The 16,542-nt window shown below is 66.4% G+C and carries 9 protein-coding genes; 2 read left to right on the forward strand and 7 right to left on the reverse strand.

All coding sequences use genetic code 11. The annotated features are described in order from the left end of the window. Nucleotides 1-74 precede the first annotated feature (74 nt). Nucleotides 75-1,697 (reverse strand): glucose-6-phosphate isomerase, encoded by a 1,623-nt coding sequence (gene pgi / locus HV796_RS06390; protein ID WP_175225628.1) that lies wholly within the window; start codon nucleotides 1,695-1,697, stop codon nucleotides 75-77. 248 nt (nucleotides 1,698-1,945) lie between these two features. Between pgi and HV796_RS06395 the strand changes: the two genes are divergently transcribed. Continuing rightward, nucleotides 1,946-2,806: a CPBP family intramembrane glutamic endopeptidase gene (locus HV796_RS06395; protein ID WP_175225629.1), complete on the forward strand. Its 861-nt coding sequence runs from the start codon at nucleotides 1,946-1,948 to the stop codon at nucleotides 2,804-2,806. A gap of 18 nt (nucleotides 2,807-2,824) precedes the next feature. On the opposite strand, the gene HV796_RS06400 is transcribed toward HV796_RS06395, so the two are convergent. Next, nucleotides 2,825-4,495, reverse strand: a complete 1,671-nt coding sequence (locus HV796_RS06400; RefSeq protein WP_175225630.1) for an NAD(P)H-hydrate dehydratase — start codon at nucleotides 4,493-4,495, stop codon at nucleotides 2,825-2,827. 319 nt (nucleotides 4,496-4,814) lie between these two features. Next, nucleotides 4,815-6,116, reverse strand: a complete 1,302-nt coding sequence (locus HV796_RS06405) for an FAD-dependent oxidoreductase (protein WP_175225631.1) — start codon at nucleotides 6,114-6,116, stop codon at nucleotides 4,815-4,817. 371 nt (nucleotides 6,117-6,487) lie between these two features. On the opposite strand from HV796_RS06405, the gene purL reads away from it, so the two are divergent. Beyond that, entirely contained in the window at nucleotides 6,488-10,585 is a 4,098-nt protein-coding gene (purL, locus tag HV796_RS06410) for a phosphoribosylformylglycinamidine synthase (protein WP_175225632.1), read from the forward strand. A 183-nt stretch (nucleotides 10,586-10,768) separates the two neighbouring features. On the opposite strand, the gene HV796_RS06415 is transcribed toward purL, so the two are convergent. From HV796_RS06415 to HV796_RS06430, 4 genes are all read right to left on the reverse strand, one after another. After that, nucleotides 10,769-12,133, reverse strand: coding sequence for a virulence factor family protein (locus tag HV796_RS06415; protein ID WP_175225790.1), 1,365 nt, complete (start codon nucleotides 12,131-12,133; stop codon nucleotides 10,769-10,771). Between the two features lie 83 nt (nucleotides 12,134-12,216). After that, on the reverse strand, nucleotides 12,217-14,832 hold the full coding sequence (gene mprF, locus HV796_RS06420; RefSeq protein WP_175225633.1) for a bifunctional lysylphosphatidylglycerol flippase/synthetase MprF: 2,616 nt from the start codon (nucleotides 14,830-14,832) through the stop codon (nucleotides 12,217-12,219). 424 nt (nucleotides 14,833-15,256) lie between these two features. Continuing rightward, complete coding sequence (locus tag HV796_RS06425) at nucleotides 15,257-16,039, reverse strand: peptidylprolyl isomerase (RefSeq protein WP_175225634.1); 783 nt, start codon at nucleotides 16,037-16,039, stop codon at nucleotides 15,257-15,259. A 188-nt stretch (nucleotides 16,040-16,227) separates the two neighbouring features. Further along, the gene (locus HV796_RS06430; protein ID WP_175225635.1) at nucleotides 16,228-16,542 is read right to left on the reverse strand and encodes a BolA family protein; all 315 of its coding nucleotides are present in this window, start codon (nucleotides 16,540-16,542) and stop codon (nucleotides 16,228-16,230) included.

Raw genomic sequence — 16,542 nt, forward strand, 5'->3', positions numbered from 1 at the left:
GCATAAAAAAGCGGGCCGTTGAAGTTCCAGGCCCGCTGTGTTCCAAAGCGGTTGCAATCGACAACCGCCACGCGTCACTTCTTCAATGCTGCTCGCGCCCGCGCGATCAACGCGGACGTCGACGAATCATGCTTGCCTGCGTCGGCGCTTGCCGCCGTCAGGTCGGCCTCGACGACCTTGCCGAGAATCTTGCCCAGCTCGACGCCCCACTGATCGAACGAATTGATGTCCCATACGGTGCCCTGCGTGAGCACCTTATGCTCGTAAAGCGCGATCAGCGCGCCCAGCGAGCGGGCCGTCAGCGCATCGACGAGCAGGGTCGTGGTCGGACGGTTGCCGGGGAACACGATGTGCGGCACGAGCTCCGGCTTGTTGGGACCGGCGACCTTCTTGGCTTCTTCGACGGTGCGGCCGAGCATCAGCGCCTCGCTTTGCGCAAAGCAGTTCGCGAGCAGTTTCGGATGATGGTTCGCGAGCGGATGCTCGGGCGTGAGCACCGCGACGAAGTCGATCGGTACGATCGTCGGGCCCTGATGCAGCATCTGGAAGAATGCGTGCTGGCCGTTCGTGCCCGGTTCGCCCCATGTCACCGCGGAGGTCGCGTATTCGACCATCGTGCCGTCCAGACGCGCCTGCTTCCCGTTACTTTCCATCTCGAGCTGTTGCAGGTACGACGGCAGGAAATGCAGCGCTTCCGAGTACGGCGCGACGAGGTAGCTCTGCGAGCCGAAGAAGTTGCGATACCAGATGCCGATCATGCCGAGCAGCACCGGCAGGTTGCGCTCGAGCGGCGCGGTACGGAAGTGCTGGTCCATTTCATTCGCGCCGGCGAGCAGCTCGTCGAAATGCGCGGGTCCGATCGAGATCATGATCGACAGGCCGACCGCGGACCACAGCGAGTAGCGGCCGCCGACCCAGTCCCACATTTCGAAGACGTTCTCCTTCGCGATGCCGAACTTGACGACCTCGGCCGGGTTCGCGGACACACCGACAAAATGCTTCGCCAGCGCGTTTTCCGGGCAGCCGTTCTGCAGGAACCAATCGCGCATCGAATGCGCATTGGTCATCGTCTCAAGCGTTGTAAACGTTTTCGATACGACGATCGTCAACGTCTCTTCCGGGTCGATCTGTTCGAGCACGCGATACAGATCCGCACCGTCGACGTTCGACACGAAATGCGCGGAGATATCGGGCGACGCGATGTGCTTTAACGCATGCACGACCATCTTCGGCCCGAGGTCCGAGCCGCCGATGCCGATATTGACGATATGCCGGATCCGCTTGCCGGTGTAACCGGTCCACTTGCCGTCGCGCACCTGCATCGCAAACGCGGCCATCTTCTTGCGCTCGGCTTGCACCTGCGCGTGGAACGGCGCCTTCGGATCGGTCGCGCGCAGTGCGGTATGCAGCACCGCGCGGCCTTCCGTCGGATTGACGATCTCGCCGGCGAACATCGCGTCGCGGCGCTTTTCGACGCCCGCTTCGCGCGCGAGCTGAACGAGCAGCTTCAGCGTTTCGTCGGTAATGCGATTCTTCGAAAAATCGGCCGCGAGGCCGCCACCCGAGTAAGTGAAGCGTTCGGCGCGAGTGGGGGCGGGGTCGTTCTCGGGGGCGAACCAGTCGCGCAGGCGCGCATCGCGAATCTGATCGTAATGTGCTTGCAGCGAGGTCCAGGCGGGGAAAGTGATCTTGGTCATAACCGTCCGTCAAACGAAGAGGCACGAAAGGAGGGCGGCGCAACCGCAGCGCCGTCGGGCAACGCAGTCATTCAGTATAGCGGCCGCCGCTGCCGGCAGTCAGGGAGGCCGCCGCAACCCCAGATACCGGGACGCTTCGCCGGATGCCGGGTTCAGCACGCGATACGCAACGATACGGTATTGTCCCGCTTGACCGATTTGTTCAGATCAAATGCCCGATGCCGGGGCGCTCTCTTCGCGGGGATTCGATGTTCGTCTTGTGCTGGGCCGCCATTTTTCTTGCCGTACCTGTGACGTGGCTGACCGAGCGGCGCGCAATCGCCGTGGCGCTACTGGTGATCGGCTACGGCGCGGCGCTCGTTGACGGGAGGCTCGGCGCGGCGGCGCTCGCCGCGATCGTCGTGCTGCTGGCGCTGGCGTACGCGGTGTTGCCGCCACGCCCGCCTGCCGTGCGACGCGCCGCGCACGCCGTGTTTATCGTGCTCGGCGTAGCGCTGATCCTGCACGGGGTGCCGGGCTTTCATAACCCGCGCGTGATTCATGCGGAGCGCTTCACCCCCGATGCGCTGCCGTTCTCGATGTACCTGAACCTCGACAAGCCGCTCGTCGCGTTCTGGCTGCTGCTGATCTTCCGCTGGGTGCGCGGGCCGCAGAATGTGACCATGACGCTGGTCGCCGGGATCGGCGGGTGGCTGCTGACCGCGGTGGTGTGCCTGGGCGCCGCGGTGGCGCTGCGGCTAGTCGTCTGGGAGCCGAAGTGGCCAACGGATGCATGGCTTTTTCTGCTCAACAATCTGCTGCTGGTTTCCTTTGTCGAGGAAGCGTTCTTTCGCGGCTATTTGCAGGGCGGCATGACGCGCCTGCTTGATGGCCACCGATTCGGCAAGACGATCGCGATCGTCGTGGCCGCCGTGCTGTTCGGCCTGATGCATCTGCCGGGCGGCGGCGGGTTGTGGGTCGTGTTCGGCGCGGTCGCTGGGCTGGGCTACGGGCTCGCATACCGCTTTGGTGGCCTCACGGCTTCGGTGCTGGCGCATTTCGCGCTGAACGTGACGCACTTTCTGCTGTTTACGTATCCCATGCTGCAGCCGGGTACGCACGCCGTGTGATGCGCGTGCCCCTTCCCGTTACCCCTGGGCAGCGTAGAACAGCCGGTTCATCAGTTTGCGCACCATCGGCGCGAGTTCACCCGCGGTGCAGCCGGCCGGACCATCGCCGCGCGCGGTCAGCGCGTCCGCGGCGAGCCCGTGCAGATACACCCCCGCAAGCGCTGCCTCGTAGCGCGGCAGACCCTGTGCGAGCAGCGCACCGATGATGCCGCCGAGCACGTCGCCCGTGCCGCCGGTCGCGAGTGCCGCGTTGCCGGTCGGATTGACGGCGACACGGCCGTCCGGTGCGGCGATTACTGTTCCAGCGCCTTTCAGCACGACGATGCTTGCCAGGCGGCGCGTAAGCGCGCGCGCGGCAGCGAGCCGGTCGCGCTGCACTGCCGGCGCGTCGATGCCGAGCAGGCGCGCGGCTTCGAGCGGATGCGGCGTGACGATCGCGGGGTCTTGCGCCTGAGCGCCACGCGCCGCGAGCGCCGCCGCCAGCGCCGGGTCGCGCGCAAGCAGGTTCAGCGCGTCCGCGTCGAACAGTTTCGGTACATCGAGTGACAGCACGTCGTGCAGTACGCGCGTCGCGCGCTCACGGTGCCCCATCCCGCAGCCGATCGACAGCGCATCCATGCTGTCGAGCGGCAGATCGTCGAGCGCATGCAGCATCAGTTCGGGGTGAGGCGGATCGTAGGCGGGCCCGCCTTCGCCGAGCAACGCGACATGCACCTTGCCTGCGCCGGTATGGAGCGCCGCGCGTGCCGCGAGTATCGGCGCACCGCACATGCCGGTATCGCCGCCGACGACCGCAAGGCTGCCGAACGTGCCCTTATGCGTCGCGAAATCGCGCGCCGGAAAATGCGCGGCGAACAGAGCCGGCGCGTTCAGCACGGCGCCAGCGACGTGGCCGCTCGCATCGAGGCCGAGCGGTGCGACCGTCAGCGCGCCCGCGAGATCGCGGCCCGCGCCCATGAAGAGACCCGGCTTCGCACCGATGAACGTGACCGTGCAGGTCGCGCGAACCGCGACGCCACCGTCGACCACATTGCCGGTATCGCTATCGAGGCCACTCGGCACATCGAGCGCGAGCACACGCCCGCGCGCGGCGGGCGCGCCGGGTAGCGCATAGGGCGCCGCGGCCCGCAGCACCTCCGCGTGGCCGCGCGTGCCGATGGCGCGCGCCGTGAGCCGCTCGGCGAGTTCGGCGAACACGCCTTCGAGCGGTCGGGCGAGGCCGATGCCGAACATCCCGTCGACCAGCCAGCCATAGCCGTCGAACGACGCAGGCGGCGTCTGCGAAATCGCGACGCCGGCCGCGCGTGCTTCGGCGAGCGCCCAGCGCGCATCGTCAGGCTTCACTTCGACCGGCATGCACACTTCGACCGCAACGCCTGCCCGCTGCAACTCAGCGGCGACGACGAGCGCATCGCCGCCGTTGTTGCCGGGACCGGCAATCAGCAGCACCGGGTGAGCGGCATCGACCGAACCGTCGTGTGCAATCTGTTCGATCAGCAGGCGGGCGGCCGCGGCGCCCGCGCGCGCCATCAGCGTGTGCGGCGACAGCGCGGCGGCGGCCTGTGTTTCGAGCGCGCGCAGTTCGGCGGCGCTGAAAAGCGGCAGCGGCCGGTCATGCGGATTGACGAGCATCGGCGCGGCGGCGGGCGAAGAACCCGACGAGGACGCGGAAAACGGAGTGGCGGTCATGGCGGGTTCGAAGACGGGAAGAAGGTAAAGGGTAACGGGTAGCGCGGTAGCGCGTCGCTGAGGCGACACGTTGCAAGGAACCCGTCGCGGGCGCGACGACCTTCATGGTAGGCGGCAACGCGGATGCCTGCACCAGCGGCATGCAGGCGATGCCTGGCGCATAGCGACGGTATGGCGGTGGCACGGTGATGGCATCGCGACTGCACAGCGAAGTTATCGCGGTGGCATCGCGCCGAAAGCCCGGTGGCACAGCCGCTCGAACGAGCGCGCGCAAAGCCGTTCGAATGACGCCCGCAACGCCGCCCGCGCGCCGTCCCCGTCAGCGCCGGAACCGCTCCGGCCCAAGCGCGGCGACCGTCTCCGGCGGTACATCGGGGGCGCGGCCGGACATCATGTCGGCGATCAGCTTGCCCGATCCGCATGCGAGTCCCCAGCCGACCGGCCCATGCCCGAGATTGACGAAAAGCCGCGGATGCAGTGCATTGCCGGTCGCCGGCATGCCGTCCGGCGACAGCAGCTTGATGCCTTCCCATGGCAATGCCTGTGAGATGCGCGCCGCGCCCGGCACCCAGTCGTGCGTGGCCTGCCCGAGCAGCGCGAGCGCTTCTTTCGTCAATGGCTCGCCCAGCGGCTTGTCGGTTTCGCGCGCGCTTTGCAGGACCGCGCCGCCGGCAATCCGCAGCCGATGGTTGCTGCGCGTGATCGTGATGCGTTTGATCGCGTCGATCACCGCCGTATGCGGTGCGAATTCTTCACGCGCGATCGGCGCGACGAGGTTGTGCAGCCGCAACGGATGCAGCGGCAACTGCAGGCCGACGCGCTCGAGCAACGGCAGACTGCCGATACCCGCCGCGACCACAATCGCATCCGCGCCGATCACGTCCACTTCGCGCGAACGGACCGGGTCGCCGGGCCGCGGCGCGAGCTCGACCGCCGCGCGCTGGCTGTCGAGGCGAATCGCGGTGACTTCGCGGCCGAAATGGAATTGCACGCCGCCTTGCGCATCGAGTGTCTGCTTGATGAGCTTCGCGAAGAGCGGGCAGTTCGCCGTGCGTTCATCGCGAAACAGCACGCCGCCCGCGAACGGCGGGTCGGCCGGTATGGAATGCTCGAACGCGACGCACTCGTTTGGCGTCAGCACGTGGTGCGGCACCTCGAACTGGCGCAGCAGCTCGAACGCCGGCTTGATCTGCTCCCATTCCTGCGGGGTGCGCACCAGATACAGTTGCCCATTCGACTGCTCGAAATCGAGACCGAAGCGCGCCTCGATATCGGCGAGCGCATCGCGGGCCGATTCGATCAGCGGCCGCAGCCGCGCATATTGCTGCGCGAACGCGTCGGGCGCCTGCCATGCGGACAGGCGTTTGACGAACTCGCGCGCCGCGCCGTTGAAGCCGGTCTTGCGGATGATCCCGCTTTTCGCGGCCTGCCGGTGCTGCATGAAGGTGGGGCCGAACCAGACGTCGAGCGGCGTGGGCAGCACGGTGCCGCCGTGGCCGTAGGTCGCGCCTTGCGCGACGGTCGCGTGCCGCTCGACCACGCACACCCGGTGGCCGGCCGCGCGCAGCTGGTAGGCGGTGGCGACGCCGACTATCCCGCCGCCGATGACAATGACATCCATATTGTGTTTCGTGTTACCGGCAGGACGCGAGCCGTCCGCGGTCCCCGTATGCGTGGCGTGTACGGCGCGGCTGGCAGGTGACACCGCACCGGTCTGATGAAAGGCCGAATGATAGCAGTCAAACGGGGGACGCCGCACCTGCCGAACGGGCGGCAACAGGCTCACCGAACCGGAGCCGCCGTTCGTGCGGCAGCCTGCATCAGCCCTGAACGGCCGCCCGAACCCACCAGCATGGCGTCGGTTCGACAAGCCTTCCGGGTTATAATCTCGGACTTCGCTTCGCCCCAACGTCGCCTGTGATGCGCGATCCACGAACCACCGGGATCGACACCCGCGGGCGCTCCGACGTACCGTCACGCAACGTCAAGTCCATGGCCCACTTCTCGTGTTTTCCCGGCGCTTCGGCCCTCTCTGATTTCCGTCAAACCCGCCTGCTGGATACGCTCACGCGCATCGACGCCACCATTGTCGGCGTGCGCGGTCAGTATCTGCACTTCGTCAATGCGCAGAGGCCGCTCACCGGCGAAGACAGCGCAAAGATCGACGCGCTGATGCATTACGGCGATCCGTTTGACGCGGGCAGCGAGCGGGGCGCCACCGAGACGTTTCTGGTCGTGCCGCGTTTCGGCACCGTATCGCCATGGGCGAGCAAGGCCACCGATATCGCGCATCACTGCGGCCTCACGCAGGTGCGCCGGATCGAGCGCGGCATCGAATACACAGTGGTGATGAAAAGCGGTTTGCTGGGCGGCAAGAAGGCGTTGTCCGATACCGCGCGCGCAGCCGTGGCCGCCGCGCTGCATGACCGGATGACGGAAAGCGTCGCGCCGTCGCGCGACCACGCGATGCATCTGTTCGACGAGCTGCCGGCGCGGCCGCTGCTGACCGTCGACACACTCGGTCATGGCCGGCAAGCGCTGCAGCAGGCCAACACCGAACTGGGTCTCGCGCTCGCGGACGATGAAATCGACTATCTGGTCGACGCGTTCACGAAGCTCGGCCGCAATCCGACCGACGTCGAACTGATGATGTTCGCGCAGGCGAACAGCGAGCACTGCCGCCACAAGATCTTCAACGCGCAATGGACGATCGACGGCGACGCGCAGGACATGTCGCTGTTCGCGATGATCCGCAATACCGAGAAGCTCAATCCGCAGGGAACGATCGTCGCGTACTCGGACAACTCGGCGATCATGCGGGGCGCGCCGGCGGAACGCTGGTTCCCGCGCTCAGCGCAGCGCGATGGCGAGCTCGCTGAGCACTACGGGCGTCATGTCGAGCTCACGCATACGCTGATGAAGGTCGAGACGCATAACCACCCGACCGCGATCTCGCCATTCCCGGGCGCGGCGACCGGTGCGGGCGGCGAAATCCGCGACGAGGGCGCAACCGGCCGCGGCGCGCGGCCGAAAGCCGGTCTGACGGGCTTCACGGTGTCGAACCTGGAACTGCCGGACGCGCGCGAAGCATGGGAAAACGCGCGTGACGCCGCGCAGCCGGTCGCCCACCGCAACAGCGCGGACCTACACGGTACAGAGAGCGGATACGGCCGTCCGGACCGCATCGCGTCGCCGTTGCAGATCATGATCGACGGTCCGCTCGGCGGTGCGGCGTTCAACAACGAATTCGGCCGCCCGAACCTCGGCGGTTACTTCCGCGCGTACGAGCAGAACGTCACCGGGCGTGTGCGCGGCTACCACAAGCCGATCATGATCGCGGGCGGCATCGGCAATATCTCGGATACGCATACGCACAAACACGATCTGCCGGAAGGGTCGCTGCTGATTCAACTGGGCGGCCCCGGCATGCGCATTGGCATGGGCGGCGGCGCGGCCAGTTCGATGGCGACCGGCACGAACACCGCGGAGCTCGACTTCGATTCCGTTCAGCGCGGCAACCCGGAAATCGAGCGGCGCGCGCAGGAAGTGATCAATGCATGCTGGCAGCTGGGCGAGCGCAATCCGATCCTGAGCATTCACGATGTCGGCGCCGGCGGGCTGTCGAATGCGTTTCCGGAACTCGTGGACGGCGCGGACAAGGGCGCGCATTTCGAATTGCGCAAGGTGCCGCTCGAAGAGAGCGGGCTGTCGCCGCGAGAGATCTGGTCGAACGAAGCGCAGGAGCGTTACGTGCTCGCGATCGCGCCAGCCGATCTTCCGAAGTTCGAAGCGATTTGCGAACGCGAGCGCTGCCCGTTCGCGGTGGTCGGTACCGCCACCGTCGCACGCCAGCTGAAGCTGATCGATGCCGAAGAGCGCGACGCCAACGCGCATCAGCCGGTCGATATGCCGATGGACGTGCTGCTCGGCAAGGCGCCGCGCATGCATCGCGATGTGAAGCGCGAGTCGGTCGCGTTGCCGCCGGTGGAACTGACGCATGTGTCGCTGACGGAAGTCGCGACCAGCGTGCTGCGTCATCCGACCGTCGCGAGCAAGTCGTTTCTGATCACGATCGGCGACCGTTCGGTCGGCGGCACGACGGTGCGCGACCAGATGGTCGGCCCGTGGCAGGTGCCCGTCGCCGATTGCGCGATCACGACGATGGACTACGCGGGCTTTCACGGCGAAGCGATGACGATGGCCGAGCGCACGCCGCTTGCCGTGATTGACGCACCCGCGTCGGGCCGCATGGCGGTCGGCGAAGCGGTGACGAACATCGCCGCCGCGCCGATTGCGTCACTCGACAAGCTGAAGCTGTCGGCGAACTGGATGGCGGCTTGCGGCAGCCCCGGTGAAGATGCGGCGCTGTACGACACGGTCAAGGCGATCGGCATGGCCCTGTGTCCGGCGCTTGGCATCGGCATTCCGGTCGGCAAGGATTCGCTGTCGATGCGCACAAAATGGCAGGACAACGGCGTCGCGAAGGAAGTGGTCGCGCCGGTGTCGCTGATCATCTCGGCGTTCGCGCCGGTCGACGATGTGCGCAAGCATCTGACGCCGCAACTGCGCGTGATCGACGATGCCGGCCACGCGCTCGACACGGTGCTGATCGCAATCGATCTCGGCCGCGGCAAGCACCGGATGGGCGGCAGCATACTCGCGCAGGTCACGCAGCAGGTCGGCGATTGCGTGCCGGACGTCGACGATCCACAAGACCTGAAGCATTTCTTCGAGGCGATCCAGACATTGAACGGCGCGGGCAAGCTGCTCGCGTATCACGATCGCTCGGACGGCGGCCTGTGGGCGACGGTGTGCGAAATGGCGTTCGCCGGGCACGTCGGCGTGTCGCTGAACGTCGACATGCTGACGCTCGATCCGAACCACGAGTTCGACTACGGCGATGCGAAAGACTGGGCGAAGCAGACCAGCGGCCGGCGCGAAGACCGCACGCTGCGCGCGCTCTTTAGCGAAGAACTGGGCGCGGTCGTGCAGGTGCTGGCGAGCGAGCGCGACGCGGTGCTCGCGACGCTGCGGGAATATGGCCTGTCCGCGTGCTCGCATGTGATCGGCAAGCCGAACGAGCGCGATACGCTCGAAATCTATCGCGACGCGAAGAAGATTTACGACGCGCCGCGCATCGAGTTGCAGCGCGCGTGGAGCGAGGTGAGCTGGCGCATCGCGCGCCTGCGCGACAATCCGGCGTGCGCGGACGCCGAATACGATGCACTGCTTGACGCGGCCGATCCGGGTATCGCGCCGCAATTGAGCTTCGACCTGTCGGAAGACGTCGCTGCGCCGTTCATCGGCAAGGGCGCGCGGCCGCGCGTGGCGATTCTGCGCGAGCAGGGCGTCAATTCGCACCTTGAAACCGCGTATGCATTCGACCGCGCGGGCTTCGACGCACACGACGTGCATATGAGCGATCTGCTCGCGGGCCGCGCGTCGCTCGCCGACTTCGCGGGCGCGGTGGCCTGCGGCGGCTTCTCGTACGGCGATGTGCTCGGCGCCGGCGAGGGCTGGGCGAAGACGATCCGCTTCAACGCGCAACTGGCCGACATGTTCGCCGCGTTCTTCGATCGCAAGGACACGTTTGCGCTGGGCATCTGCAACGGCTGCCAGATGATGAGCAGCCTCGCGTCGATGATTCCGGGCGCCGATGCATGGCCGAAGTTCACGCGCAACAAGTCGGAGAAATTCGAAGCGCGGTTCTCGCTGGTCGAAGTGCAGGCGTCGCCGTCGATCTTCTTTGCCGGTATGGAAGGCTCGCGCATTCCGGTTGCGGTGGCGCACGGCGAAGGCTTTGCGGACTTCTCGCAGCAAGGCGACGCGTCGCGCGTCGCGGTGGCGATGCGTTTCGTCGATCATCGCGGCCAGCCGACCGCGCAGTATCCGTTCAACCCGAACGGATCGCCGCACGGCATCACGTCGGTGACGACACCGGATGGCCGCTTTACGGTGTTGATGCCACATACCGAGCGCGTGCATCGCACCGTGCAGATGAGCTGGGCGCCAGCGCAATGGTCGTCGGCGAACGGCGACGGCAGTCCGTGGATGCGTGTGTTTCAGAACGCGCGTCGCTGGCTGGGCTAAGCGCGGCGGGTGGGACGTGCCCGGACGGCCGGGCGCGTCGCGCGGGCGGCGTGTAACCACAAGCAGACGGTGCGTTTCGCGCGGTGCCGCCGCCGCTACGCGAACCGCGTCACGCGACGTGGTGCACTAGCCGCGCAAGCGCGCCCGCGCGCCGTCGATCCACTCGCGGTTTATGTCACGACGCTAGCCGCGCACCGCAATCTGCTTGTTCCAGCTCTCCACGATGTGCCTGGCCAGCTCATCGTAGTGTCCGCCGAAATGATGGTCTCCCGGCGTACGCACCAGCTCGATGCCTGTCTTCGTTAGCGACGGGCACAGCGTATCCGTCTCTCCCTCGCCATACACGCACTGGACGATAGCCGGTGGTAGTTTCGCCAGCTCGGGTTTCACCGGCAGCGCGTGATGGCTTGCCGGCATGCCGAGCCAACCGGTCACGCGAATCTGAAAATCGGCATCAGGCGCAAAGCCGAGCAGCGACACGAACGAGACTTTCGCGCGCAATGCGTCCGGTAGCCGGTTGTACGCGAACGGCATCACGTCCGCGCCGAACGAGTACCCGACGAGTGCAATGTCACGCGCATGCCAGCGCGAGCCATAGGTCTCGAGCACGCGCGCGAGATCGTGGCTCGTCTGCGCGGGCGTCTTCTCGCTCCAGAAGTAGCGCAGCGCATCCCACCCGACCACCGAAACCCCTTGTCTTTGCAACGATTCGGCAATCGTCTTGTCGAGATCGCGCCAGCCCCCGTCGCCCGAGATCACGATCGCGAGCTTGTCCGTCGGCTGCGCCGCGGGCAATTCGATCAGCGGCAGATCGGACACGTCTTCCTCGTGTGATGGGTCGGCACGCAGATACGGCGCGGTGAGCGCGGCGAGACGCGCCGCCTGGGTCATCCCGGCAGCAAACGTGCGGCGGGTGACGTTCGCGTGCGATTGCGCAGCTGCGGTCGATGACGCACCGCCGCCGTGCTCCGCGCTCGTTACGCCCTGCGCGAGAAAACCCGGCAGACCGGTGCCGCGGCTCAGAGCCGGATCGGCCGGGCACGGCGCAAAGCGCGCGTCGAGTGTCCCGCTCGCATCGAGCGAGACCGCGCCGGCAATCGTATTCGCCGGCGCCTGCGCGAGCGTGCGCTCGGCGAGCAGCGCGCCCGTGCCGGTACCGGCCATGATCGGCGAGAAATAGCGGCCTGATTGCACCTGGCGCTCCAGCTGGTGCCCGATTGCCTCGGCATCGCTGTACAGGTTGTGGCAGCTTTCGTGTGGCGCGGTCGCGAGCTTCGTCGCGTACCGCGTCGTATCCACGCCGACGACGAGCGCACCGTCGTGGGCGAGCGCATCGGCTGCCTGCTGGTCGGACGGCGTCCAGGCGCTTGCATCGGAGAACAGCACGATAAACCCGCGCATATCGCCGGCGGGCTTCGTTACAGTGACGTTGCCATAACGGCCGCCCGCCACCGACGTGATGGTTTCCGCGTGCGCAGGCGTGACCAGCGGTCCGAATGGCGCGACCGCAAACAACACGGAAAGTGTGACAAGTGCGGCGGCGTACATACCGCGCGTGACGCAGCCCGCGCTCGCGCCGCGCATCATCTTCATGGGGCGGCCACGCACCGAGTGGATCAGGACGGCAAGCTTCATGAGCGCGCGCCTCCCGCGAGCCGCGAAAGATCCGCGAGTGTGAGGAACACGCTCATCGATCCCGATGCCGCCAGATAGCGCGGCTCCCAGCGCGGCTGGAACTTGTCCTTGAAGCCGCGCAGCCCGCGGAAGTTGTAGAACCAGCCGCCGAAGCGCCACGCGAGTGCTGCGCCGCGATGCCACGGCGACGCGAGCGGTGTGGGGCGCATTCCCGACAGCGGCGCAACGCCAAGACTCAGCGAGCGGAAGCCCGCGCTTTTCAGATGCAGCGCAAGCTGCGTGAACAGATATTCCATTGCATAGGGCGAAGCGCCCGGCAGATGACGCATGACGCCAACCGTCGCTTCGGTATTGAGGTCCGTGGTCATGAAGGTGACAAACGCAAGCGGCTTGCCGTGCTGGCTCAACAGCATCACCGATTGCGCGGCGAGATAACTGGCCGTGAAGGCCGCCACCGAAAAGCTCTTCTCGCGCGTGACGCGGCTCGCCAGCCACGCGTCGGAGATCTCGCGCAACACGGCCAGCGTGTCCGGAATGCGCGCGGGTTCGATCACTTCGATCGAGAAGCCGTCGCGTTCGCCGCGCTTGAGCGCGTAGCGAAGATGCGCGCGATGCGAGCCTTTCAGCTCGAACGCGGGCAGCGCGATATGCGCTTCCTCGCCGAGCTTCATCAGCGTGAGCCCGGCGTCCAGATAAAGCGGCAGCGCGTCCGCGCGCACCTGATAGAACGCGGCGCGGCCGCCATGCGCGTGCGCCAGCGCGACGAAACGCTGGATGAGCGCAGGCCATTCGCTGCGCGGACCGACGGGGTCGTGCAGCGCCGCCCAAGTGCGTCCCCGCTTCGCGTACATCAGGAACGCGTTGCGCGACTCGGAGAACAGGAAGCTCTTGTCGCCCATCATCGCGAGCACCGCGTCGCTGCGTTCCTGCGCGCGCACGACGCCGGCGGCTTCGATCAGGTCCGCTTCGGCGGGTTTTTCGAAGCGGCCGGCGGCCGGGCGCAGCAACTGCCAGCACGCCAGCGCCGCGGCAAACAGGCTCGCACCGAGCGTCGCGCGCAGCGCGCGCGGCGCGCGTTCGTCGAACGCGAATTGCCACCACAGATGATGCGAGTACTCGACGTCGCGGAACGCGAATAGAAATATCCATACCGCGAGCGCGATCACCATGCCGACCGATGTGAGCCAGCCGGGCGTGAAGCGCTCCGCGAACAGCGACGAATGGCGGTTAAAGCGCTCGCGCGTCGCGACCAGCAGCACGATCAGTACGCACAGCACGCCCGTTTCGACGAACGCGAGTCCCTTCGCCAGCGACAAACCCAGGTTGAGCGCGGCGATGATCAGCGCGAGCCACCACGCGGCGTCCAGACGCCTGAGCAGTCCGCGCGCGACGAATAACAGCAGCACACCGAACAGGCTCGCCAGCATCTGCGAGCTTTCCATCACCCAAAGCGGCAACACCGTTTGCAGGATCGCGATGCGCTTCGCAAACGCGGGCGTCGCCCCCGAAATCACGAGCATGCTGCCCACCACGAAGGTACAGATCGCGAGAAACAGCGGCGCAAGCTGCGACACGCTCTGTGCGCCGCGCTGCGCCAGCGCGGACGCGCGTGCCGCTTGCTGCGCGCGTCCCTCGAATACGGCAAGCACGCCCGCGGACAGCACGAGCGGCACGCCGAAATAGATCGCGCGATAGGCGAGCAGCGCGGCGAGCATCTGCGGCGTCGGCACGCTGCCGCCGAGCACGTAGACCATCGCCGCCTCGAACACGCCGACGCCGCCCGGCGTGTGCCCGATCAAGCCGAGCAGCATCGCGGCCGCGTACACCGTCACGAACTGGCCGAAGCCGACATGCGCGCTGGCGTGCGGCAGCAGCGTCCACAATGCGATGCCCGCGGCCACGACGTCCGCGACCGCCAGTGCGAGCTGGGCGACAAGATCGCGACGCGCGGGCACGGTGAACGCGAATGCGTGGCGTGGGGTCAACTGCACGCGTCGGGAGGTCGAAGGGCAAGCCGCGATCAGTAGTGCAAAACCGGCCAGCACGGTGGCGCCGATCGTGCGTAGCGTTTCCGGCGCGAGCCCGATCATCCCGGCCAGCGTTCCGGCGTGGGTCAGCGTGCCGGCCGCTGTCATCAGCGCGAGTGCGAGCGCGAGCGTGACGCTGGTGAACACCGTCATCTGGCCGACCTGCACCGGCGTGACGCCGGCGGCGCCATAGACCCGGCAGCGGACCGCGCCGCCGGTCAGCGCGCCGAAACCGGTCGCGTTGCCGAGCGCCGAGCCGACCGTCGCGCCCACCCAAAGCGGCGTGCGCGGCACGCTTGCGCCGACGTAGCGCAGTCCGACCGCATCGCGCCCGACGAGCGCGACGTAGCTTGCCGCAGTGGCGCCGAGCGCGCCGGCCCATTCGGCGGCGGACAGATGGCACAACTGGACGACGACCGACCGGTAGTCGACGGTTCGCGACAGGTGCTGGAAAACGATCAGCAGAAGCGCGCAGACCCCGAGCGCGCAGGCGGGAACGACGCACCGGCGCCCGTGCTGCGCGCCGGGCAGGCGCCTCACGCGCGCGAGAACGCGGTCGAGGCCGGATGAAACTGTGTCAGCCATGGATCGAGAAAATGGGGATCCGTGCCGTGTCGGTGCAGCCTCAACCTCGAGGCGGTGTCGCCGCAACGACACGGTGAATCATTTACAGCATTTTTATAGTCATGGGCGCGGGCCGATCGCATCGTTTGCCGTTAGACGTTACGCAGCGGGCGCGTCACCGGTCCATGTGTGCAAATATTGAGTAAAGAGGCAAACGGCTATAACGGCCGACTGGTTGACCAGCTTTAGAAAATTGTTTGGTTTTGTTTGAAATATGTAAGATTTACCGTCAGGTCGCGGCGCGAAGCGTTTTGGACGAGGGCGGCAACCACGCACCAAATAAAAAACCCACGCACCGAGGTGCGTGGGTTTTTCGTTTCTCCGGCCTGAGCGACGTGAACAGCCCGACTCAGCCGACATACCGCCGCGGCAAAACCTGCGCGCGTTATTGAATCTTCGCGTTTTTGCGCAGATTTTCCTCGAACGCCTGCAGCTTCTCCTGCTGCATCTGCTGAACGATCTGCGCCTTGACCTGGTCCAGCGGCGGCGGCGGCGTTTCGCGCACGTCGTCGACACGGATGATGTGCCAGCCGAACTGCGTGTGCACCGGTGTATCGGTCATCTGGCCTTTCTGCAGCTTCTCGGCCGCATCCGCGAATTCCGGTACATAGGCCTTCGGATCCGACCAGTCGAGGTCGCCGCCGTTCTTGGCCGAGCCCGGGTCTTTCGAATATTGCTTCGCGAGGTCTTCGAAGCTCGCGCCGCCCTTGATCTTCGCGATCAGATCCTTGGCCTGCTGTTCGTTGTCGACGAGGATATGGTGCAGGTGATATTCCTTGCCGCCGCCCGCTTCCTTGACCAGTTCGTCATACTTCGCCTTCACTTCCGCGTCGGTCGGCTGGTTGTTCTTCACGAAATCTTCGATCAGCGCGCGCAGCACGACCGTCTGCTGCGCGACCGCGACTTGCGCCTTGACGTCCGGCCGCGCCGGCAGGCCGCGGCGAATCGCTTCCTGCATCAGGATCTCGCGATTGATCAGCTCTTCGCGCACCGCCTGCTCGAGATGCGGCGAATCCTGTTGACCTTGTGCCACCAGTTGCTGAACCAGCGCATCGGCGCGTGCTTTCGGAATCGGCGTGCCGTTCACGACGGCGATGTTCTGCGCAAACGCGGGCGCCGCGGCGCACGCGGCCAGCAAGACCCAGTAGCGGGTGTTTTTCAAGGTCATTGGAGGTTCCTAACGTGTAACGGGGGCTGACGTAACTGAGGCTAAGGTAATGGGGCGATTGTCATGGGCCGTAACCGCGGCCAATTGGATCAAACTGGATCGACTCGGAGATTTATCTGCGTGACTGATTGGTGCGTGACTGATTTGCGTGATTTCTGCGAGCCAACCCGCGACGCTCAGGCAGCGGCCTAAGTGGGCATCTGCCTGAATTCTTCCGGCGTGTAAGCTGTGATTGCGAGTGCGTGGATGCCGCGCTGCATGGCGTCGGCCAGCGCATCATACACCATGCGATGTCGCGCGACCCGCGGCTTGCCCGCGAACGCGGCGGCGACGATCGTCACGCTGTAATGGCCGCCCGCGGCCGCGCCGGCGTGCCCCGCATGCTGCGCGCTATCGTCGCGTACCGAGATCGATTCGACCGGCGCAAGCGCGGCGCGAACGCGCGCTTCGATTAACGCAATGCGCTCGGCGGGCGTGGCATGGAGGAAAGCGTCGGCGCTCAT

The organism is Paraburkholderia humisilvae, assembly GCF_902859855.1.
GTDB lineage: Bacteria > Pseudomonadota > Gammaproteobacteria > Burkholderiales > Burkholderiaceae > Paraburkholderia > Paraburkholderia humisilvae.